General features: G+C 74.7%; 18 protein-coding genes and 1 pseudogene. 13 read left to right on the top strand and 6 right to left on the bottom strand.

Annotated features, from left to right (window positions below; genetic code table 11):
* Positions 1-88: 88 nt before the first annotated feature.
* Positions 89-508, bottom strand: a pseudogene (locus tag FXF65_RS45485) (SNF2 helicase-associated domain-containing protein); the annotation flags it as partial.
* 1141 nt (positions 509-1649) lie between these two features.
* On the opposite strand from FXF65_RS45485, the gene FXF65_RS27890 reads away from it, so the two are divergent.
* Complete coding sequence (locus FXF65_RS27890) at positions 1650-2432, top strand: enoyl-CoA hydratase/isomerase family protein (RefSeq protein WP_148352970.1); 783 nt, start codon at positions 1650-1652, stop codon at positions 2430-2432.
* Here FXF65_RS27890 and FXF65_RS27885 read toward each other — a convergent pair.
* The gene (locus FXF65_RS27885; protein WP_148352969.1) at positions 2419-2781 is read right to left on the bottom strand and encodes a winged helix-turn-helix transcriptional regulator; all 363 of its coding nucleotides are present in this window, start codon (positions 2779-2781) and stop codon (positions 2419-2421) included. The two genes, FXF65_RS27890 and FXF65_RS27885, sit on opposite strands and share 14 nt — an antisense overlap.
* 102 nt (positions 2782-2883) lie before the next feature.
* On the opposite strand from FXF65_RS27885, the gene FXF65_RS27880 reads away from it, so the two are divergent.
* The 8 genes from FXF65_RS27880 (at position 2884) to FXF65_RS27845 (ending at position 11811) form a co-directional block, all read left to right on the top strand.
* Positions 2884-3549 (top strand): NADPH-dependent F420 reductase, encoded by a 666-nt coding sequence (locus FXF65_RS27880; protein ID WP_148352968.1) that lies wholly within the window; start codon positions 2884-2886, stop codon positions 3547-3549.
* A gap of 65 nt (positions 3550-3614) precedes the next feature.
* Positions 3615-4382, top strand: coding sequence for an SDR family NAD(P)-dependent oxidoreductase (locus FXF65_RS27875; protein ID WP_148352967.1), 768 nt, complete (start codon positions 3615-3617; stop codon positions 4380-4382).
* A gap of 211 nt (positions 4383-4593) precedes the next feature.
* Positions 4594-5544 carry an acyl-ACP desaturase gene (locus FXF65_RS27870; RefSeq protein WP_148352966.1) on the top strand — a complete coding sequence of 317 codons (951 nt, stop codon included), beginning with the start codon at positions 4594-4596 and terminating at the stop codon, positions 5542-5544.
* Positions 5545-5633: 89 nt separating this feature from the next.
* Positions 5634-6440, top strand: a complete 807-nt coding sequence (locus tag FXF65_RS27865) for a serine/threonine-protein kinase (RefSeq protein ID WP_148352965.1) — start codon at positions 5634-5636, stop codon at positions 6438-6440.
* 53 nt (positions 6441-6493) lie between these two features.
* On the top strand, positions 6494-8485 hold the full coding sequence (locus tag FXF65_RS27860) for a serine/threonine-protein kinase (protein WP_148352964.1): 1992 nt from the start codon (positions 6494-6496) through the stop codon (positions 8483-8485).
* 49 nt (positions 8486-8534) lie between these two features.
* A complete protein-coding gene (locus FXF65_RS27855) occupies positions 8535-9866 on the top strand; it encodes a protein kinase family protein (protein ID WP_148352963.1) in 1332 nt (443 codons plus the stop codon).
* A 191-nt stretch (positions 9867-10057) separates the two neighbouring features.
* Complete coding sequence (locus FXF65_RS27850) at positions 10058-10837, top strand: electron transfer flavoprotein subunit beta/FixA family protein (RefSeq protein WP_148352962.1); 780 nt, start codon at positions 10058-10060, stop codon at positions 10835-10837.
* 23 nt (positions 10838-10860) lie between these two features.
* Positions 10861-11811, top strand: a complete 951-nt coding sequence (locus tag FXF65_RS27845) for an electron transfer flavoprotein subunit alpha/FixB family protein (RefSeq protein ID WP_148352961.1) — start codon at positions 10861-10863, stop codon at positions 11809-11811.
* A gap of 20 nt (positions 11812-11831) precedes the next feature.
* On the opposite strand, the gene FXF65_RS27840 is transcribed toward FXF65_RS27845, so the two are convergent.
* From FXF65_RS27840 to FXF65_RS27830, 3 genes are all read right to left on the bottom strand, one after another.
* Entirely contained in the window at positions 11832-13616 is a 1785-nt protein-coding gene (locus FXF65_RS27840; protein ID WP_148352960.1) for a serine/threonine-protein kinase, read from the bottom strand.
* A gap of 63 nt (positions 13617-13679) precedes the next feature.
* The gene (locus tag FXF65_RS27835; protein WP_148352959.1) at positions 13680-14885 is read right to left on the bottom strand and encodes an MFS transporter; all 1206 of its coding nucleotides are present in this window, start codon (positions 14883-14885) and stop codon (positions 13680-13682) included.
* Positions 14886-15002: 117 nt separating this feature from the next.
* On the bottom strand, positions 15003-15536 hold the full coding sequence (locus tag FXF65_RS27830; RefSeq protein ID WP_148352958.1) for a TetR/AcrR family transcriptional regulator: 534 nt from the start codon (positions 15534-15536) through the stop codon (positions 15003-15005).
* Between the two features lie 137 nt (positions 15537-15673).
* Here FXF65_RS27830 and FXF65_RS27825 point away from each other — a divergent pair, with 137 nt between their 5' ends.
* Both FXF65_RS27825 and FXF65_RS27820 read left to right on the top strand, forming a co-directional pair.
* Complete coding sequence (locus tag FXF65_RS27825; protein WP_148353029.1) at positions 15674-16846, top strand: cysteine desulfurase family protein; 1173 nt, start codon at positions 15674-15676, stop codon at positions 16844-16846.
* A 130-nt stretch (positions 16847-16976) separates the two neighbouring features.
* Positions 16977-17861 (top strand): DUF1206 domain-containing protein, encoded by an 885-nt coding sequence (locus FXF65_RS27820; RefSeq protein ID WP_148352957.1) that lies wholly within the window; start codon positions 16977-16979, stop codon positions 17859-17861.
* Here FXF65_RS27820 and FXF65_RS27815 read toward each other — a convergent pair.
* Positions 17755-18828 carry a DUF695 domain-containing protein gene (locus FXF65_RS27815; RefSeq protein ID WP_148352956.1) on the bottom strand — a complete coding sequence of 358 codons (1074 nt, stop codon included), beginning with the start codon at positions 18826-18828 and terminating at the stop codon, positions 17755-17757. The genes FXF65_RS27820 and FXF65_RS27815 overlap by 107 nt on opposite strands.
* 161 nt (positions 18829-18989) lie before the next feature.
* On the opposite strand from FXF65_RS27815, the gene mnmA reads away from it, so the two are divergent.
* Positions 18990-20066: a tRNA 2-thiouridine(34) synthase MnmA gene (mnmA, locus tag FXF65_RS27810; protein WP_148352955.1), complete on the top strand. Its 1077-nt coding sequence runs from the start codon at positions 18990-18992 to the stop codon at positions 20064-20066.
* Between the two features lie 95 nt (positions 20067-20161).
* The gene (locus FXF65_RS27805; RefSeq protein ID WP_148352954.1) at positions 20162-21166 is read left to right on the top strand and encodes a methionine synthase; all 1005 of its coding nucleotides are present in this window, start codon (positions 20162-20164) and stop codon (positions 21164-21166) included.
* Positions 21167-21212 lie beyond the last annotated feature (46 nt).

Raw genomic sequence — 21212 nt, 5'->3', positions numbered from 1 at the left:
CGGACAGCAGGTCGCCGAGCGCGCCGCCCGCGTCGACGCTGGTCAGCGGGAGCGCGTCGTCGCCCGCGTGGACGACGGCGCGGACCGCCTCCGCCGCCGTCATGCGGCCGCGCCGCGGATGGCGCAGGAAGTCGAGGGCGGCTTCGAGTTGGTGCTCGTCCAGCTCGACCCACTGGCCGCGCAGCCGGACGAGCGGCGTCTTCAACCGGGCCAGCTCCGCGAGCTCCTCCTCGTCGATGCTCTCGTCGCCGATGGCGAGTTCCCAGCGGAAGTCGACCATGGCCTTCAGGTCGAACCCCGACGATGCCGCCGACCCGGACGACGCCTCGGGGTCGTCGTTCCGCGTCGTCAGCTTCATGCCGAGCTTCGCCTTGCCCGCCCACTGCGGCAGCAGCACGCCGAACCCGGCGGCGGCCAGCATCGGCGCCGCCTGCCGCAGGAAGCGGAACGCGCCCGCCGTGTCGAGCGGCAGCCCGGCGGGGGACGGGCCGTCCAGCGCCGGGGACATCTCGGGGAACAGCCGCAGCGCGCGGCCGAGGCCGGTGAGCAGCGTCTCCTCGGCGCGCGGGATCGAGGCGGCCTCGCCCTCCCACACGGTCGCGGCGGGCACGTAGAGGCTCGGGTCGTCGGTGCCCTGGAGCGCGAACTCGACGCGCCACGCGGTCTTCTCGCCGTCCTTCCCCTCGTCGCCCGGGCCGGGCTCGGCGAGCCGGAAGCACACCCGCAGCGGGCCGGACGGGCGGCGCGCGGCGGCGGCCCAGGCGTCCAGCTCGGCGATCAGGTCGTCCGGGTCGTCGCGCGGCTCGCGGGCGACCGCCGCGGACGGCCCGGTGAGCGCGGCGGCCCAGCGCTCGGCGAGCGGCAGCCGCTCGGGGACCTTGCCGCGCCGGGGCGCCAGCAGCGGATGCGGCACCACCCCGCGGACCGCCGTGTCGACCAGCCCGGACAGCGCCTCGCGCAGCACCTCGGCGGCGGGCCGCCCGCCGCCCGCCGCGCGGCAGGCGGCGGGCATCGCGCGGGCCAGCGCCCGGAAGCGGGCCGGTTCGTCCAGCACCGGACGCCAGCGGGCGACGAGGTCGCCGTCCTCGCGTAGCAGCGCGGGCAGCACCTGCCCCCGCTCCGTCAGCCGGACGGCCTCGCCCGCGACCAGGCACAGGAAGCGCAGGTCGCCCCCGGGGACCACGTCGGCGCTCTGCTCGGCGGCCTGGAGCAGCGCCATCGCGGGGAACGGCTCCAGTACGAGCGCCGGGACGCGCCACAGGCGCAGCTCGGGCTCGTCCGCCACCGGCTCGGGCCCCAGTTCGGCGGACGGCAGCGGATGCCCGCCCGACGTCGGCAGCGCCATCGCCAACTCGACCCTGATCGCGCCCCGGACGAACGGCTCATACGACGTCCCCGCGAAATCACGCGAAGCGAAGGGGTGGACATCGTCGGAGGGAAGCCCATAGGGCCCGGTGCGCTCGGCCCACAAGCAGAGCGCACCGCCATGCCAGGTGGCGTGGGCGACGAGCATGGTCACCGAAGCTACCAGCAGCCTCTGACGTTCCGTTTCGTGCCTCACGTCGCGGGGCCGACCGCCGTCACGGTGGCCTCGGAGCGTCGCGTTAGGCTCGTGGCGTTTGCCGCCGTTTCACTCCAGGAGGGTCGCCGTGGGCGAGTTCGTACGGGTCGAGGTCGAGGACGGGGTCGCGACGATCAGGCTCGACCGTCCGAAGATGAACGCCCTGAACGCCCAGATGCAGCTTGAGCTGATCGACGCGGCGCGCCAGGTCACGCAGGACGACGCGGTCGCCGCCGTCGTCCTGTACGGCGGGGAGAGGGTGTTCGCGGCGGGCGCGGACATCAAGGAGATGGCCCCGATGTCGTACGCGCAGATGTCCGCCGGGCACTCGCGCCTGCTGCAGGACTTCGCGAAGGCGCTCGCCGGGATCCCGAAGCCGGTCATCGCCGCGATCACCGGGTACGCGCTCGGCGGCGGCCTCGAAACGGCGCTGACCGCCGACTTCCGCGTCGCGGGCGAGAGCGCCAAGGTGGGGCAGCCGGAGATCCAGCTCGGCATCATCCCGGGCGCGGGCGGGACGCAGCGGCTGTCCCGGCTGATCGGCCCGTCGCGGGCCAAGGACCTGGTGTTCTCCGGACGGCACGTCGGCGCCGCCGAGGCCCTCGCGCTCGGGCTGGTCGACCGGGTCGTCCCGGACGACCAGGTCTACGCGGCGGCGAAGGAGTGGGCGGCGACGTTCGTCGGCGGCCCGGCGATCGCGCTGCGCGCCGCCAAGCAGGCCATCGACGCGGGCCTTGAGGTCGACCTGGAGACCGGCCTGGAGATCGAGCGGACGCAGTTCGCCGCCCTGTTCGCCACCGAGGACCAGGCCGCCGGGATGAAGAGCTTCATGGAGGAGGGCCCCGGCAAGGCGACGTTCACCGGCCGCTGACCTCGGCCGCGAGGTCCCGCGCGTCGAGGACGTCGTCGGCGTAGCGCTCGGTCCACCGGCCGAGCGCGGAGAGCGGGACGAGCAGGCCGCGCCCCGGCGCGGTCAGCGCGTACTCGACGCGCGGCGGCGCCTCGGCGTAGCGGCGGCGGGTGACGAGGCCGTCGTGTTCGAGGCGGCGGAGCGTCCCGGTCAGGACCTTGTGGCTGATGCCGCCGATCCGGGCGCGCAGCTCGCCCGGACGCAGCGGGCCGTCGCGCAGCGCCCACAGCACGACGCCCGTCCAGGTGCCGGACAGCAGGTCGAGCGCGAGCCGCGTCTGGCAGTCGGCGGTGAACTCCCTGTCGCCCATGGTCTCCCCCCGGCGCGATTGTGCCGCGTCCGATACGCACCGGACGGTGCGGAACGGACCGCCTAGCGTCCCGTCCGACGGTAGTCGAGACGGGAGGACGTCATGCGGATCGGTGTGCTGGGCGCGGGGAACATGGCGGAGGCGCTCGCCGCGCAGTGGGCGGGCAAGGGGCACGAGGTGCGGATCGGCGCGCGGACGCCCGCGAAGGCGGTCGCGCTGGCGAAGCGCGTCGGAGCCGGGGCGACCGGCGGCACGTTGCGGGAGGCGGGGGAGTTCGGCGACGTCGTGCTGCTGGCCGTGTGGCACGAGGGCGTCCCGGACGTCCTGCGGCAGGCCGGGCCGCTGGCCGGGCGCGTCCTGATCGACTGCACCAACCCGATGGAGCCGCCGTTCGAGCGGTTGAAGACCGACGGCGGGCCGTCCGCCGCGCGGCGGATCGCGGACGCGACCGGGGCGCGGGTCGTGAAGGCGTTCAACCTGTGCCACGAGAGCGTGTGGCGGATGACGCCGCCGGTGTTCGAAGGGCGTCCGCTCGGCGTGCCGCTGTGCGGGGACGACGCCGAGGCGCTCGCGGCCGTCCGGACCCTGGTGTCCGATCTCGGCTGCGTCCCCATGGACGGCGGCGGCCTGGACCGGGCGGGCCTGCTGGAGGCGGCCACCGCGTTGTTCGTCGGGCTGTGGGTCGCGGGCGAGGACCCGCGGGCCATGCTGCCGCCGCCGGAGCGGGCCGTGGGCGAGCCGGTGCGCACGTCCGACATGACCGCCTAAACCGTTATTCGATTCTTCGGCGAGCCGCGTGGCCGCGCCAACACGGGCCGCTAGCATCGGCCGCCATGCGGCACGCGTATCGCACGGCGCTCGTGACGGGGGCGTCCAGCGGGATCGGGGAGAGCTTCGCCCGCGTCCTCGCCGCCCGGGGCACCGACCTCGTGATCGTGGCGCGCCGGACCGGCCTCCTCGACGACCTGGCCCGCGAGCTGGTCGAGCGGTACCGGGTCGCGGTCGAGGTGCTCGCGGCCGACCTCACCGACCTCGCCCAGCGCGCCGAGGTGGAGGGACGGCTCCGCGCCGACCCCGTCGAACTGCTCGTCAACAACGCGGGCCACGGCGCGTTTGGACCGTTCGCGGAGACGCCGCTGAACGACCACCTCGCGCAGGTGGAGTTGAACGTGACGGCGCTGGTGCGGCTCACCCACGCGGCCCTTCCGGGAATGGTCGAGCGGCGCCGGGGCGGGGTGCTGAACGTCGCCTCGATGTCGGGCTTCGCGCCTTCGCCGGGGAGCGCGACGTACGGGGCGACGAAGGCGTACGTGGCGTCGTTCTCCGAGAGCCTGCACTCCGAGGTGGCGGGCAAGGGCGTGCACGTCACGGCGCTGTGCCCCGGCTTCACCCGGACGGAGGACGACGTCCCGTCCAACATCCTGTGGCTGCGGCGCGACGACGTGGCGCGGGCCGGGCTGGACGCCGTGTCCGCCGGACGCGCCCTCTGCATCCCCGGCGTGCAGTACAAGGCGGCGTTCCCCGCGTTGCGGCTCGTCCCGAGGCCGCTGCTCCGCGCGGCGGTGAACCGCGTGTGGCAGCAGGCCGCCGACACGCGGTGACGAAACGCACACCCTCTCCTTCGCCCGGGTCTACAAAACTCGGCGCTCCCTGATTGTCGCGGAGGCGACTTGACGCGGGTCGCGCGCACTGGCGACGATCGAACCTACGGTTGAGTAGGTTCGCGAGTATGGCCTGCTGGCAGCCCCTGACACGTGCCGCGCGCTCGGCGGCACCGTCCGGTACGTCCACGTCGTCCAGTGAAGGAAACGCATGTCCGTGACCCCCGAAGAGAAGCTCCAGACCGGCCTTCTGCTCGACCTCGAGCCGGTGGTCGAGAAGGAGCTGAACCGGCACCTGTCGATGACCAAGGAATGGTTTCCGCACCAGTACGTGCCGTGGAGCGAGGGCCGCGACTTCGACGGTCCGCTGGACGGCGAGCCCTGGTCGATCGAGCAGTCGAAGCTGAGCGTCGAGGCGCGCGAGTCGCTCATCGTCAACCTCCTCACCGAGGACAACCTCCCCGGCTACCACCGGGCGATCGCCACGGTCTTCGGCCGCGACGGCGCCTGGGGGACCTGGGTCAACCGGTGGACGGCCGAGGAGAACCGGCACGGCATCGCCCTGCGCGACTACCTGACCGTGACCCGCGCCGTCGACCCGGTCGCGCTGGAGCGTGCCCGCATGCACCACATGGAGGCGGGCTACGAGGCCGACCACGGCGACTCGTTCCTGCACGGCGCGGCGTACGTGTCGTTCCAGGAGCTCGCCACCCGCGTCTCGCACCGCAACACGGGACGGGCGTCCGGCGACCCGCTCTGCGAGCAGATGATGACCCGGATCGCGGCCGACGAGAACCTGCACATGATCTTCTACCGGAACCTGATGGCCGCCGCGCTGGAGGCCGAGCCGAACGCGACGATGCGGGCGATCACCGACGTCGTCACCGGGTTCCAGATGCCCGGCCACAGCATCGACGGCTTCATGCGCAAGTCGGTGATCATCGCCAACGCCGGGATCTACGACCTGCGGCTCCACCACGACGACGTGCTCGTCCCGGTGCTGCGCAAGTGGAACGTGTTCGACCGCGCCGACCTGTCCGGGGACGGGGCGAAGGCGCTGGAGGAGCTCGGCGAGTTCCTGGGCGGCCTCGACGCCGCCGCCACCAGGTTCGAGACGCGCCGCGAGGAGCGCCGCGCCCGCCAGGCGGCCCGCCGCGGCTGACCGGCCCGACTGACCGGCCCTGGCCGCCGGTTCGGCCGATGGTCCGTTTTGTCCGGAACGTCGGCCCGGTTTCCGGCGTCTAAGGATTCATGGGGACGCATCGGCGACTGGGCGGCTATCGGTTGCTGGACGAGATCGGACGGGGCAGCACCGCCGTGGTGCACCTCGCCATGGATCCCCGCGGCCGCGAGGTCGCGGTGAAGGAGCTGAGGCCGGAGTTCAGGGGAGAGCCGGAGGCGATCGCGCGGCTGGCGCGGGAGCTGTCCGCGCAGGGGCGGGTGCGCAGCAGCTACGTCGCGCGCCTGCTCGACGGCGAGGTCACCGCCGAACGGCCGTACGTGGTCATGCAGTACGTGCCCGGCTGCCCGCTGAACGACCTGATCTCGGCGTACGGGCCGCTGCGCCGCGACCGGCTGGCCCGGTTCGCGCGGCGGCTCGCGCTCGGGCTCGCCGACGTCCACGACGCGGGCGTGCTGCACCGCGACGTGGCGCCCGGCAACGTGATCGTGATGGGCGACCGGCCCACGCTGATCGACTTCGGCATCGCGCACGAGGCGGGCGCCGAGCAGCTCACCAAGCGCGGCATGGTCGTCGGGACGCCCGCCTACCTCGCCCCCGAGCTGATCGAGGGCGAGCGCGCCACCCCCGCCTCCGACGTGTTCTCCTGGGCCGCGACGGTCGCCTGCGCCGCGACCGGGCGGCCGCCTTTCGGACGGGGCTCGCTGCACGGCGTGTGCTTCCGCATCCTGCGCGGCCAGGCCGATCTCGACGGCGTCCCCGAACCGCTCGCGGGGCTGCTGCGGAGCGCGTTCCGGCGCGATCCGGCCCGGCGGCCGACGGCGCGCCGGCTCGCGGGCGCCCTGGCCGAGGGACGCGGCGGCGCGTCCGCCGCGTGACGGGCGGCGGTTCCGCGGGGACGCGATCCACGGAAGGTAGGGTTTTCGAAACGATGAGGGGAGCTGTCACGTCCGGGGACCGAATCGGCCACTACAGCGTGCTCCAGACCCTGGGGGAAGGGGGCATGGGCGTCGTCTACCTCGGCGCCGACCCCGAGGGGCGCAACGTGGCCATCAAGGTGCTGCGGCCCGCGGTCGCGGGGGACGCCACGGCGCGCCGCCGCCTCGCCCGCGAGGTCGACTCGATGCGCCGGGTGCACAGCCCGCACGTCGCGGAGATCCTCGACGCCGACGTGACCGCCGACCAGCCCTACATCGTCACCCAGTACGTGCCCGGCCGCACCCTTGAGGAGATCGTCGAGGAGGCCGGGCCGATCTACGGGCCGGGGCTCCAGCGGCTCGGCGTCGGGCTGGCGTCGGCGCTGTCGGCGATCCACGGGGCCGGGATCGTCCACCGCGACATGAAGCCCGGCAACGTGATGCTCGTGGACGGCGAGCCCGTCGTGATCGACTTCGGCATCGCGCAGGCCGCCGACGCGACCCGGCTCACCGCGACCGGCATGGTCATCGGCACCCCCGGCTACCTCGCCCCGGAGATCATCGAGGGCGAGGACGCGGGGCCGCCGTCCGACGTGCACGCCTGGGCCGGGACCGTCGCCTACGCCGCGACCGGCCGCCCGCCGTTCGGCTCCGGCACCTTCGAGTCGATCTTCTACAAGATCATGCAGGGCACGCCCGACCTGGAGGGCGTGCCGGACGCGATGCTGCCCGTGCTGCGCTCGGCGATGGCCCGGCATCCGGCGGAGCGCCCGACCGCGGTGAACCTGGTCCAGCTCACCCGGCGCATCCACATCGAAGCGACCATCACCGACCAGACCCGGATCGACCGCCACTACCCGGCGCCGTCCGCGACGTCCTCACCCAGCACGTCCCAGCCGACGTCCCAGCCGAGCGCGTCGCAGCCGGTCGACGAGACCGCGCCCGACCACTCGCGGCAGTTCTCCATGCCGCTGGCCGCGCCGCCGCCGTCGGAGGTCCGGGCGCGTCCGACCACGCCCGGGTCGACCGCGATCCCGGCCGCCGCGACGCCGCCGCCCGCGCCCGCGCCGCCACCGGCCCAGCCGAAGGACTTCGTCGGCCAGCTGCCGCCCGCCGCGCCGCCGCCCGTCCCGCCGCCGGGGCCCGCCCCGACCCGGGCGGGGGAGCGGTACCAGCAGCACGGCTACGCCCGGGTGAACCCCCCGCCGAACCCCTACGACCAGGGCGGATACCCGCCGCAGTACGGGCCGCCTCCGCATCAGCCGCCCCATCAGCCGCCGCCCCACCAGCCGCCGGGCGAGTTGCAGCGCGGCGGCCCCTACGACGCGCGGACGCAGGACGCGCAGCGCCGCGTCGAGGACCGCGCCCGCACCGAGCGCGACCGCCCGAAGCCCTACGGCTGGTACCGGGTGCTGAGCTTCCTCGTCCTGGTGGCGCTGCTCGGGTTCGCCCACCTCGCGCCGCTGTTCGCGGTCGGCGTCACCGTCGCGGGCGTGCTCGTCCTGCGGATGGCCGACAAGGCCGCCAAGGGCATGGAGGGACGGCAGACCCGGCGCGGCCCGCGCTCGGGCGACGCCGTCGCCGCCGCGTTCCGGACGCCGCTGCACCTGCCGGGCGCGCTGATGTCCACGCTGCTGTGGACGTCGCTGAGCTTCGCCGCCGGGCTGATCATGCTCGGTGTGCTGATCTTCGCGAGGTCGGAGATGACGGCCTCGACCGCCATCGCCTACTCCGCCATGGCGGTGATCGGGCTGCTCTGCCTCGCGCCGGGCAGCGGCGCGCCGCGGCGGCAGCTCGCCCGGATCTGGGGTGCGGTGTTCCCGCGCGCCGAGGTCGCGCTCGCGGGCGCGCTGATCCTCGGGGTCCTCGCGACCGTGCTGGTCGTCGTCGCGCAGAACCAGGCGCCCGACACGGCGCCGCTGGACGGCATGAGCCAGGACCTGGAGGGCCTGCGCTCCGACGTCCACGACTTCGTCTCCGACATCCCCGGCATCCCCGGCATGTGATCGGACGTCCCCGGCGGGGTGCGCCGGGGTCGGTAGGGTGGCGACACATATGAGCGGCGAGACGAGCCACCAGGCGCACATCGGCCCCTACCGCCTGCTGTCCCCGCTGGGCGGCGACGCGGGGGCCGTCCACCGGGCGGCCGGGCCGGACGGGCGCGACGTGGCGATCCGGCTGCTGCCGCCGGGCGCCGTCCCCGACATCGCCCGCATGCGCGAGGTGCTCAGCCCCTACGTGGTGGACGTCCTGGACGGCGACCCGGCCGCGTCCCCGCCCTATGTCGTGTCGCGGTTCGTCCCCGGACGGCCGCTCGCCGAGACCGTCGCCGAGCACGGGCCGATGTCGGGGGACGCGCTGCGCCGCCTGGCGTCCGGGCTGGCCAAGGCGCTCGCGGCCGTCCACCGGGCGGGGCTCGCGCACGGCGCGCTGGGCCCGGAGACCGTCCTCGTCGTGGACGGCGCGCCCGTCGTCGTCGACTTCGCGCTCGGCCCGGAAGGCGCGGGCGGCGCGGGCGGCGGTCCGGCCGGGGACGTCCGGGCCTGGGCCGCGACCGTGATCTTCGCCGCCACCGGGACGCCGGACGCGCCCGCCGCCGTCCTGCCCGAGGCGCTGCGCCCGCTCGTCGAGGCGGCCATGGCCGCCGATCCGGGCGCCCGCCCGTCGGCGGCCGGGCTGGTGGAGGCCGCGGCCGGGCTGGTCCTGCCCGGCGGCCCGGAGACCAGGACCCCGCCGCCCCTCGCGCCGCCGCCGCGCCGGGCGCCCTCACCCGTCCAGCCCTCGCCCGTCTCGCACTCGCCCGTCCCGCGCCCGCCGATCCCCGCTCCGGCCGGGCCCGCGCCGGAGTTGGCGGTGGCGCGCGGGTGGGCGCGGCTCCTCACGGCCCTGGTGATGGTCATCGCGGTCGCCGTCGTGGTGATGGCGCCGATCGCCGGGCTCGTGCTGTCGCTCTGCGCGGTGACGCTGCTCCGCGTCGCCGGGACGACGGCCCGCGGCTGGGCGTGGGCGTTCGGCCGGACGCTGCTGACCGTCCCGTACGCGGCGGCGGTCGCGGTCGCCGTGCCGCTCGGGCTGGTCGCGGCGACGGCGGTCGGCGGCGAGATCGACTCGCTCGCCGCGTGCGCGTTCGGGGCCGGGGCCGGCGCCGCCGTGCTGTGGACGGCGCCCGGCGTCAGCGCCCCGAAGCGGCAGCTGGAGCGGATGTTCCTGTCGGTCGCGCGGCGCCCCCGGCGGATCGCCGCGGCGGTCGCGGTCCTCGGCGCGCTGGCCTTGCTGGCGGCGCTCGGCGCGCTGACCCTCACGCCGAGCTTCTCGCCGATGTACGGCCTCCAGCGGTCCCTGGAGAGCACGATGGACCGGTTGCAGAACGCCGTGAACAGGTTCTGATTCGCGAGTACACTACTGACGGGTAACATTATTCCGACACGGCCGAATCAGGGACCCGGGTCCGAAGCCCGTTCGGGTGTTTGGCAGGCTGTGACTTCGAAAGCGCACGTCCGCGTCGGCCCGCCAGGGCCGCGCACCTCTGCCGCTGACCTCAGCGGCCAACTGAGTGCAGGGGAGGTCGGCCACCGGCCATGAACATCGTCGTCCTGGTGAAGCAGGTTCCCGATACGGAGAGCCCGCGCAAGCTGAAGTCCGATGACAGCACGCTCGACCGTGCCGCAGCGGACGGTGTCATCAACGAGCTCGATGAGTACGCCATCGAAGAGGGGCTGCGCATCAAGGAGGCCCACGGCGGCGAGGTGACCGTTCTGAGCATGGGCCCCGACAAGGCCGCCGACTCGATCCGCAAGTCCCTCGCCATGGGCGCCGACAAGGCCGTGCACCTCCTCGACGACGGTCTCGCGGGCTCCGACGCGCTGCAGACCTCGTACGCGATCCAGCAGGCGCTCGGCCGGACCGAGTTCGACCTCGTGATCCTCGGCTCGGAGTCCACCGACGCGCGCACCGGCGTGCTCGCCGCGATGCTCGCCGAGCGGCTCGGCGTCCCGCAGCTCTCGCTCGCCAACAAGGTCGAGATCGACGGGACGTCCATCAAGATCCAGCGGCAGACCGACTACGGGTTCGACCGTGTCGAGGCGACGCTGCCCGCGGTGGTCAGCGTGGTCGAGAAGATCAACGAGCCGCGCTACCCCTCGTTCAAGGGGATCATGGCGGCCAAGAAGAAGCCGGTCGAGACGCTCGGCCTGGGCGACGCCGGCATCGACGCGGGCCAGGTGGGCCTCGCGAACGCGGCCACCGAGGTGGTCGACTTCGCCGAGGCGCCGCCCCGCGCGAAGGGTCAGATCGTCACCGACGAGGGCGACGGCGGCGCGAAGATCGCCGAGTTCCTCGCGTCGAAGAAGTTCGTCTGACCGAGGAAGGGGATTAGCGAACAATGGCGGAGATTCTCGTCCTCGTCGACCATGTCGACGGTGAGGTCAAGAAGGTCACGCTCGAACTGCTGACGCTGGCGAACCGGCTCGGCGAGGCCGCCGCGGTGTGGGTCGGCCCCGGCTACGAGAACGCGAGGGACCGGCTCGGCGAGTACGGCGCGGGCAAGGTCTACGTGGCCGCCGACGAGGAGCTGACCTCGTACGTCGTCGCGCCCAAGGCCGCGCTGCTCGCGCAGCTCGTGAACGAGAGGTCCCCGGCGGCGGTGCTGGTGGCCGCGACCGCCGAGGGCAAGGAGATCGCCGGACGCCTCGCGGTGAAGACCGGCTCCGGCGTCCTCACCGACGTCGTGGACGTCACCGACGGCTTCGTCGCCGAGCACTCCATCTTCGGCGGCGGGATCATCGCGCACGCGAAGGTGAAGACCGGCACGCCGATCATCGCCGTGCGGCCGAACTCGGTCGCGCCGGAGCCGAACGCCGCCGCCCCCGCCGAGGAGCAGGTGACGGTGGCGCTGTCGGACGCCGACAAGGCCGCGAGGATCGTGGAGAAGGTCGTCCAGGAGAAGGGCGAGCGCCCGGACCTCACCGAGGCCGCGATCGTCGTCTCCGGCGGGCGCGGCGTCGGCGGCGCCGACAACTTCTCGATCATCGAGGCCCTGGCCGACTCGCTCGGCGGGGCGGTCGGCGCCTCCCGGGCCGCGACGGACGCGGGCTGGTACCCGCACTCGTTCCAGGTCGGGCAGACCGGCAAGACCGTGTCGCCGCAGCTCTACATCGCGGTCGGCATCTCCGGCGCCATCCAGCACCGGGCCGGCATGCAGACCTCGAAGACCATCGTCGCCATCAACAAGGACCCCGAGGCGCCGATCTTCGAGCTGGTCGACTTCGGGATCGTGGGCGACCTGTTCCAGGTCGCGCCGCAGCTCACCGAGGAGATCACCAAGCGCAGGTGAGGGCCCCGTCGCCCGTTCGCTCAGGAGCGGGCGGGCGACGGGTACGGCACGGCCGCGAGCAGCGTCGGCTTGAGCATCGTGCCGATCTCCGCGTACGGGACGACCACGTCCAGCAGCCCGCACGCCGAGGCGTAGCCGAGGATCGACCCGTAGAACGCCACGCGGACGCCCTGCGGCGTGAGAGCCATCGTGACGTCGCCCGTCTTGACGAACCTGGACGGGTCGTCGGTCCCCTCCGGCTGGATCGGCCCGCCCGTGGACGTCCGGTCGCTGTAGCAGTAGACGCCGTCCGGCAGGTGCGTCTTGACCTTGCCGTCCAGCGGCCTGAGGCCCTGGTCGGACGGGACGCGGAACAGGTCGAGCGGCCGGTAGGACGCGCCGGTCCGCAGGTCGACGGTCGCGGCCTGCGACTGGTCCCAGCCCGTCCCGCGCTCGCCGCGCAATTCCACGCCGTACCAGACGGACAGCAGCCGGTCGTTGCGCATCAGGATCCGCGGCGTCACGACGTCGGTGTACCCGCCCCGGCCGATGCCGTCCAGGCCCTTGCGGACCTTGGCCCAGCGCTGTTCGAGCGGCGCCCGCAGCGCCTGGTTGATCTTGCGGTTGAGCGCCGCGTCGCCGCCCGCGACCTGGACGACGCGGCCCTGCGCCTGGAACGTCTTCCCGTCGCCGATGTCCCGCTGGGGCTCGCTCAGCGCGGCGAGCCGCGTCACGATCGGCTTCGGGGCCTCGTCGGCGGTCGCGACGTAGACGGCCGCGCCGCCGCCCACGGCGAGGGCGGCGGCCCCGCCCGCGATCGCCACCGTCCCCTTCGCGCCCAGCGCGCCGAGCGCCCCGGCCCCGGCGCCGCCGCCGCTGCTCCCGGCCGCGCCCGCCGCCCCGGCGGCCCCCGCGGCCCCGGCCGCGCCGGACGCCGCGCCGCCGGAGCCGAGGCCGAGCGCGGTCAGCGGGAACAGCACCGACAGCGCGGCGGCGGCCCCGGCGAGCGTCCGGACGCCGCGTCCCTCCCAGTCCGCGCCGTACGCGCCGGAGGCGACCGACTCCAGCTCGGCGACGAACGCCGCCGCGCCGAGCGGACGCTCCCACGGGTTCTTCGCCATGCCCCGCTGGATCAGCGGGCGGAGCGGCTCGGGGACGTCCTCCACCGGGACCGGCGCGGTCAGGTGGCGGCCCATCAGCCCGGCCTGGTCCTCGGCGGCGTACGGGCGGCGCCCGGTCACGCACTCGAAGAACACGCAGGCCGCCGCGTACACGTCGGTGGACGGGGACGCGGGCTCGTCCCGCCACTGCTCGGGCGCCATGTAGACGGGCGTCCCGGAGCGACCGGCGGCGCCCGCGTCCACGGCGATCCCGAAGTCGATCAGCTTGCTCAGCCCGTCGCCCCGGACGATCACGTTCGCGGGCTTGTAGTCGCGGTGCACGATGCCGACGTCGTGCGCGGACGCCAGCCCCAGCAGCGACCCCTTGAGCAGGGTCAGCGCCGCCTCGGGCGGCAGCGGGCCGCGCTCGGCGAGCACCGCCTTGAGGGACGCGCCGTCCACCGCCTCCATGACGATGGCGGCGCCGTCAGCCGTCTCGACCAGCCCGAACATCTGCGCGACGAACGGGTTGCGCAGCCGCCGCAGCAGGTCCGCCTCGCGGCGGAACCGCTCGCGGAAGCCGGCGTCCCCGGCCACCGCGTCCGCCAGGTACTTGATCGCGGCCGGACGCCCGGTCGCGTCGTGCCGGGCCAGCACGACCCGGCCCTGCGCGCCCTCGCCGAGCACCCGCAGCTCGCTGTACCCCGGGACCTGCCACCCGCCCATGCACCGCCCCCATCACCGTGATCCAGAACGGGTTATACCGGATCAGAGCGGCGGTGCGGCGGGTTAGGCGGCGATGGGCTCGGGCCGGGCGTCGGTCGGCGGGGCCTCGGCGGGGACGGCGGCGACGTCGCCCGGCGCGCGCAGCGGGACGAACCGGGCGCCCGCCGCGATGAGCAGCGCGAGCACGACGACCGTCGCGACGCCGACCCGCAGCGACGTGGCGTCCGACAGGAAGCCGACGACGACCGGGCCGAGCAGCAGCCCGCCGTAGCCCATCGCGCCGACCTGCGCCACGGCCGCGGCCGGACGGTCCGGCGCGACGGCCCCGGCCAGCGAGATCGTCGTCGGGACGACCGTGCACACCACGAGGCCGGTGAAGAAGAACCCGGCGATGGCGACGGGCGCCGCCGGGGCCAGCACGACGACCGTCATCCCGGCGGCGGTGCCGAGGCCCGCGCCGATCAGCAGCCGCCGGGTGCCGACCCGCATCCGGACGCGGTCGCCCACGAGCCGTCCGATCAGCATCGCCAGCTCGAACATCGGGTAGCCGAACGCGGCGACGGCCTCGGTCGCGCCCATCTCGTCGTGCAGCAGCAGCCCGCTCCAGTCGGCGATCGAGCCCTCGGTCATGAACGCGATGAACCCGAGGACGCCGATCAGGTACACGGCGGGCGGCAGGCGGCGGGCGCGGCGGCCCGTCCCGGACGCGGCGGGCGCGGGCGGGTCCGGCAGGTAGGTGCGGCCGAGCGCGAGGCCCGCGGGCAGCGTCAGCACCGCGGCGGCGAGCACGGTCTCGGTGAACCCGAGCCCGGCCGCGGCGGTGGCGACGCCGAACAGCCCGCCGCTCATCGCGCCGACGCACCAGCCCGCGTGCATGCCGCTCATGATCGACCGCCGGTACGCGCGCTCGACCACGCTGCCCTGCGCGTTCATCGCGATGTCGGTGATCCCGAACGTCATGCCGAACAGCACGACGGCGGCGAGCAGCACGCCGTAGGACGGGGCGAGCGCCACCGCCGCGTAGGACACCCCGGTCAGCGGCAGCGCCACCCGCAGCGCGGCGCGGCTGCCCGCGCGGGCCAGCACGCCGCGCAGCGCCTGCATGGCGGCGATCGCGCCGAGCCCCCAGACGAGGACGACGATGCCGATCTCGCCCTCGTTCGTCCCGAACTTGGCGGCCAGCGCGGGCATGCGCGCCACCCACACTCCGGTCAGCAGCCCTGCCAGCGCGAAGGTCAGGAACGTCCCCGTACGGGCGCGGAACAGCATGGTTCACCTCTTTCTCGGCTCGGCGGGGCCGCGGCCCCAGACGTGGTGGAACGCTCCAGACAGGTGGGTCCGGAGCGTTCGGGTGGTTCTTCGGACGGGGCGCGGGCGCGCCCGGGATCACCGCTCCAGCAGGCCCAGGAGCCGACGTTTCAGCGCGTCGAGGCGCCCGGCGTCGTACAGCTCGGGCTGATGGCTCACGACTTCCCAGAGCCCCTCGGCCGCCAGCCGGACGATCATCGCCGCGTCCGGGTCGGGGTCGTCCGCCGGGTCGCGGCCGTGCCAGCGGCGCATGGCCTCGTTCAGCGGCTCGGCCTGCTCGGGGTCGGCGGCGGCGGCCGTGATCGCCGACCAGCGCCGGTGGGCGCGGGCCTCGCCGGTGAGGATCTCGAACGTGGCCTCGACGTAGGCGCGGGTGTAGGCGCTCGGCGCGCCGTCCCCGTAGGAGTCGATGTAGGACGCGATCAGCTCGTCGAACTCCTCGATCACCCGCGCGACCATGGCGCGGACGAGCGCCTCCTTGGTCGGGAAGTGGTAGAGCAGTCCGCCCTTGCTGACGCCCGCGCGGTCCGCGACCGCGGTGAGCGTCAGCGCCTGCGTCCCCTGCTCGGAGAGGACGGCCTCGGCGGCGTCGAGGAGAGCTTCGCGTTTCATGACCATTTCACTGTACCGGCTGGACGGTACACACGCTAACCCGGCCCCGCGCGGCGCTATTCCCGGATGTTCCCCCGCGCTCTCCCGGCCCGCCCGCGCGGGGGAACATCCGGGACGCGGCTACTGTTGTCGGCGTGGTGACCTACCTCGACCATGCGGCGACCACCCCGATGCTCCCCGAGGCCGTCGAGGCGATGACGGCGGAGCTGCGCGAGCTCGGGAACCCGTCCTCGCTGCACGCCGTCGGCCGCCGCGCCCGCCGGGTGGTGGAGGAGTCCCGCGAGATCATCGCGGAGGCGTTCGACGCCCGGCCGAGCGAGGTCGTGTTCACCTCCGGCGGCACCGAGGCCGACAACCTCGCCGTGAAGGGCGTGTTCTGGGCCCGCCGCGCCGCCGCCCCCGCCCGCACGCGGGTGCTGGTCAGCGCTGTCGAGCACCACGCCGTCCTGGACGCGGCGCACTGGCTCGCCGGCCAGGAGGGCGCCCGGGTCGACTGGATCCCGGTCGACGGCGCGGGCCGCGTCCGCCCCGAGGCGCTGCGCGAGGCGCTCGGCTCCGGCGACGACGTGGCGCTCGCCAGCGTGATGTGGGCCAACAACGAGGTCGGCACGGTCCAGCCGGTGCCGGAGCTGGCGGCGGTCGCGCGCGAGCGCGGCGTGCCGCTGCACACCGACGCCGTCCAGGCCGCCGGGACGCTGCCCGTCGCGTTCGCGACGAGCGGCGCGCAGGCGCTGACCGTCACCGGCCACAAGCTCGGCGGCCCGATCGGCGTCGGCGCGCTGCTGCTGGCGAAGCCGAAGGAGCCCGTCTTCCTCGACCCGGTGCCGCTGCTGCACGGCGGCGGGCAGGAGCGCGACGTCCGGTCCGGGACGCTCGACGCCCCCGCGATCGCCGGGTTCGCCGCCGCCGTCCAGGTCACCGCCGCCCGCCGCGACTCCGAGGCGCGCCGCCTCGCCGAGCTGCGCGACCGGCTGGTCGAGGCCGTCCGCGCGGCCGTGCCGGACGCGATCCTGAACGGCGACCCGGTCGACCGGCTGCCCGGCAACGCGCACTTCTCCTTCCCCGGCTGCGAGGGCGACGCGCTGCTCATGCTGCTGGACGCGCGCGGCATCGCCTGCTCCACCGGCTCCGCCTGCTCGGCCGGGGTCTCGCAGCCGAGCCACGTCCTGACCGCGATGGGCTCGGCCGCCGACCTCGCACGCGGATCGCTGCGGTTCACGCTCGGCCACACTTCCACCGAGGCCGACGTCAAGGCCCTCGCCGACGCCCTGCCCGCCGCGGTGGAACGCGCCCGCCGGGCCAGCTCGTAGCGACCTACCGGGGCAGCTCGTAGGTATCTGTCCAGGTTTGACCATCTCTTGGGCGGGGATCGAACGGCCCGTGGCGACGGATGTGAGCTCGGGACTAGAACAGGCGGCCGGACACCCGTGGTTTCACGGCATGTCCCGCGTGGGACTGGCGGCGAGGGCGTTCCTCTACCTGCTGATCGGCTGGCTGGCCCTCCAGGTCGCGTTCGGCGAGGGCGGACGGGAGGCCGACAAGAAGGGCGCGCTGGAGGCAGTCGCGGGCAAGCCGGGCGGACCGGTCCTCCTCTGGCTGATCGTGGCCGGGTTCGCCGCGCTCGCACTCTGGCAGTACGCGGAGGCGCTGTACGGGCGTCCCGTCCCGGACGGCGACAAGGCCACCAAGCGGGTGGCGTCGGCCGTGCGCGGCGTCGTCTACACGACCGGGTTCGTGACGGGCGTCGCGTTCCTGCTCGGGCACCACGGCTCGTCCAGCGACCAGCAGTCCAAGACGGCCACCGCGCGGCTGATGGCCGAGCCGGGCGGCCGCTGGGCCGTCCTCGCGGCGGGGGCCGGGTTCGTCGGATGGGGGATCGCCGTGATCGTCGGCGCGGTCCGCCGCTCGTTCCTGGACGAGCTGGAGACGGGCCGGATGGGTCCCGCCGTCCGGCGGATCGTCCAGCCCCTCGCGATCGTCGGCAACACGGCGCGCGGCCTCGTGACCGCCGCCGTCGGGGTCTTCCTGGCGCACGCGGCCCTCGCCTTCCAGCCGGACAAGGCCCAGGGCCTGGACGGCGCGCTCCGCGAGTTCGCGGGCACGCCCGCCGGACCGTGGGGCCTCGCCGCGGTCGCCCTGGGCGTCGTGACGTTCGGCCTGTACTCGCTCTGCGAGACCCGCTACCGGAAGGTCGACCCGACCCGCCCGGCGGGCGGCGTCAAGGCTGGTAAGGGGACAGCGCCTTCCAGCCTGGGTCGCTGGTGGAGGCGACTTTCGCCTTCCCTTCCGACCAGGTCGCGGCGAGCTGGTCGAGCTCGGAGATGACGCCCGAGTCGGGGTCGGCGTACAGGTGGAAGACCCGCAGGCCGTCGCCCGTCTCGTGGACGGCCAGCACCGCGCGGGCGCCGAGCTTCGCCAGCTTCTTCTCGAAGGCGCGCAGCGCGCCCGAGGACGGCTCGACCGGCAGCCGGTCGGGGTTGCTGTTGGCGTACGGGACGCTGATCGCCACGTGCAGGTCGCAGAGCGGGTAGTCCTGCCGGTGGAGCGGGAACCGGGCGCCGAGGCGGCTCGGGTGGCCGCGCGGGGTGCGGCCCTCGCCGGTCAGCCACGCGGGCTCGGCGAACGGCTCGGCGACCTGCTCGACCACGGCGGGCAGCATCGACGGCGGCAGCGCGTCGATCGGCGCCTCCGTCGCGATCGAGACCCGGCCGATCCAGCGGGCGACGTCGTCCTCGCCGAGGGCCCAGTGCAGGACGTTCACCGCGACCTGGATCTGCTGCTCCTCCGCGACGAACAGGAAGTCGGGATGGTAGGCGGTGACGTGCACGCGGGCCCGGTCGGCGTCGGCGCGCATGCCGAGCCGGACGTACTCCAGGTCGAACTCGTGGTCGCCGAGCAGGAGGTCCTGCGTGAGCATCTCGGGGTCGGCGTGCCGCGCCGGGTGGAAGACCCACCCGCCCGCCGCCGCCCCGGACGGCGCGGCCCGCGCCCACCGCTCGGTGACGCCGCGCAGCTCGGGGTCGCCGCCGCCGGTCACGGTGAGGATCGGCGCCGACTCGTCGCCGCCGATCTCCCACTGCAGGGCGGAGTGGATCCGGTGGACGCGGCGGGACAGCTCGGCGATCGCGTCCGCGGACAGCCCCTCGCCGGGCGTCTCCGGCTCGGGCCGGTCGGGTCCGGCGGCGAGGGACGCCTCGATCGTCGGGCGGGCCTGCGCCCACCACTCCCAGAACTCGCCGATCGCGGGCGGCGTGACGGCTGAGGTCTCGCGCGGTCGGCGGAAGATTCCCACCAGTCGTCTCTTCCTTGTCGTGGTCGAGCGCCGGCACGGCGCCCTCGGAAATCCCCCGAGGCCGTGCCCTTTCCGTAGACCCTACGCGAGCCGCCGCGCCGGTCGCGCGCGGGAAATACATGTCGGGCCGACGGCGGGCGGCGCGTACGCTCGAAGGCATTATGACTCTGCGCGTCCTTGCCGCCATGTCCGGCGGCGTCGACTCCGCCGTGGCCGCCGCCCGCGCCGCCGAGGCCGGGCACGACGTCACCGGCGTCCACATGGCCCTGTCCAGCAATCCGAAGTCGTACCGGACGGGCGCCCGCGGCTGCTGCACCCTGGAGGACTCCCGCGACGCCCGCCGCGCCGCCGACGTCATCGGCATCCCGTTCTACGTCTGGGACCTCGCCGAGCGCTTCCACGAGGACGTCGTCGAGGACTTCGTCAGCGAGTACGCGGCGGGCCGCACCCCGAACCCGTGCCTGCGCTGCAACGAGAAGATCAAGTTCGCCGCGCTGCTGGACCGCGCGATGGCGCTCGGGTTCGACGCGGTCTGCACCGGCCACTACGCCCGGCTTGCGGGCGGCGTCCTGCGCCGGGCCGTCGACCAGGGCAAGGACCAGTCCTACGTCCTCGCCGTGTGCACGCCCGAGCAGCTCGCGCACTCGCTGTTCCCGCTCGGCGACACGACGAAGGCCGACATCCGGCTGGAGGCAGAGCGGCGCGGGCTGCGGGTGGCCGACAAGCCCGACAGCCACGACATCTGCTTCATCGCGGACGGCGACACCCGCGGCTTCCTCGCGGAGCGGCTCGGCTCGGCGCGCGGGCCGATCGTCGACACCGACGGCAACGAGGTCGGCGAGCACGACGGCGCGTACGCCTACACGATCGGCCAGCGCAAGGGCCTGCGGCTCGGCACCCCCGCGCCGGACGGGCGGCCGCGCTACGTCCTCGACATCTCCCCGGTGACGAACACGGTCACCGTGGGGCCGCGCGAGGCGCTGGACGTCCGCGAGATCACCGGCGAGCGCCCGGTCTGGCTGAGCGAGCCGCGTGCCGGGGCGTTCGAGTGCCGCGTCCAGCTCCGCGCGCACGGCGAGGTGCACGCGGCCACGGCCGAGCAGGACGGCGACGTCCTGCGCGTCCGGCTGGCCGCGCCCGCGCGGGGCGTCGCGCCGGGGCAGGCCGCCGTGCTGTACGAGGGCGACCGGGTGCTCGCGTCCGCCACGATCGCGGCGGCGGCGCGCGTCCCCGCCTGAGAGGCCCGTCCGGCACGCGGCCGGGGCAGACACGCTGCGCGAGCTCGACGGGCTCGCCGCGCTGACGGGGTAGCGGCGTCGGTAGGGTTTCGGACGTGACGACGACCTACCCCTGGGAACCCGGGACGGCGACCGGGATCGGGTCGTACCCGGGCGACGATCCGGCCGAGGCGCTGCGGACCGTCCTCGGCGAGACGCCCGAGCTGCCGCACCTGCCCGAGCTGCCCGCGCGCGGCCCCGGCGCCGACCTCACCGGGCGGACCGCCGGGCTGCTCGTCGACATGCCCATCCACCTGGAGCCGTCCGGGTGGCGGTTCTCCGACCGGCCCGGACGCGACACGCTGCGCTCCCGCGACCACCTCGCCCGCGACCTGGACGTCCTGGAGGAGGTCGCGGGCGGGCACGACGGCCCGTTCAAGATCCAGGTGTGCGGGCCGTGGACGCTCGCCGCGACGATCGAGCTGCGGCACGGCGACCGGGCCCTGAAGGACCCGGGCGCCGTCCGCGACCTCGCCGCATCGCTCGCGGAGGGCGTCGCGGCGCACGTCGCGGACGTGCGGCGGCGGCTGCCCGCGGCGGAGATCCTCCTGCAACTGGACGAGCCGGGCCTGCCCGCCGCGCTCGCCGGGACGGTCCCGACCGCGAGCGGCTTCTCCCGGCTCCGCGCGGTCGAGGAGCCCGTCGCGCAGGAGACGCTCCGCACCGTGATCGACGCGGCGGACGCCTTCACGGTCGTGCACTGCTGCGCCGGGAACGTCCCGTACACGCTGCTGCGCGGCGCGGGCGCGAAGGCGATCTCCGTCGACCTGCGGCGCGTCCCGAAGCGCGACGACGACGCGGTGGGGGAGGCGATCGACGCGGGCACGGCCCTGTTCCTCGGCGCGGTGCCCGCGACCGACGCGATCCTGCCCTCGCTCCAGGCGACCGGGGAGCCGGTGCGGGAGCTGTGGCGGCGGTTCGGCTTCCCGGTCGCGCAACTCGCCCGGCAGGTCGTGATCACACCGGCGTGCGGGATGGCGGGGGCGTCCCCGCGGTACGTCCGGGAGGCCCTGAAACGGTGCCGCGACACGGCCCGGATGATCTACGAGGCGGCTGACTGACCCGGGGCGCGGCGAGGCTCGTATTGTCGGTGGCGACGGCGACAAT

Source organism: Actinomadura syzygii (assembly GCF_008085905.1).
GTDB classification, from domain to species: domain Bacteria; phylum Actinomycetota; class Actinomycetes; order Streptosporangiales; family Streptosporangiaceae; genus Spirillospora; species Spirillospora syzygii.
This window is presented reverse-complemented; position numbering and strand designations above follow the sequence as displayed.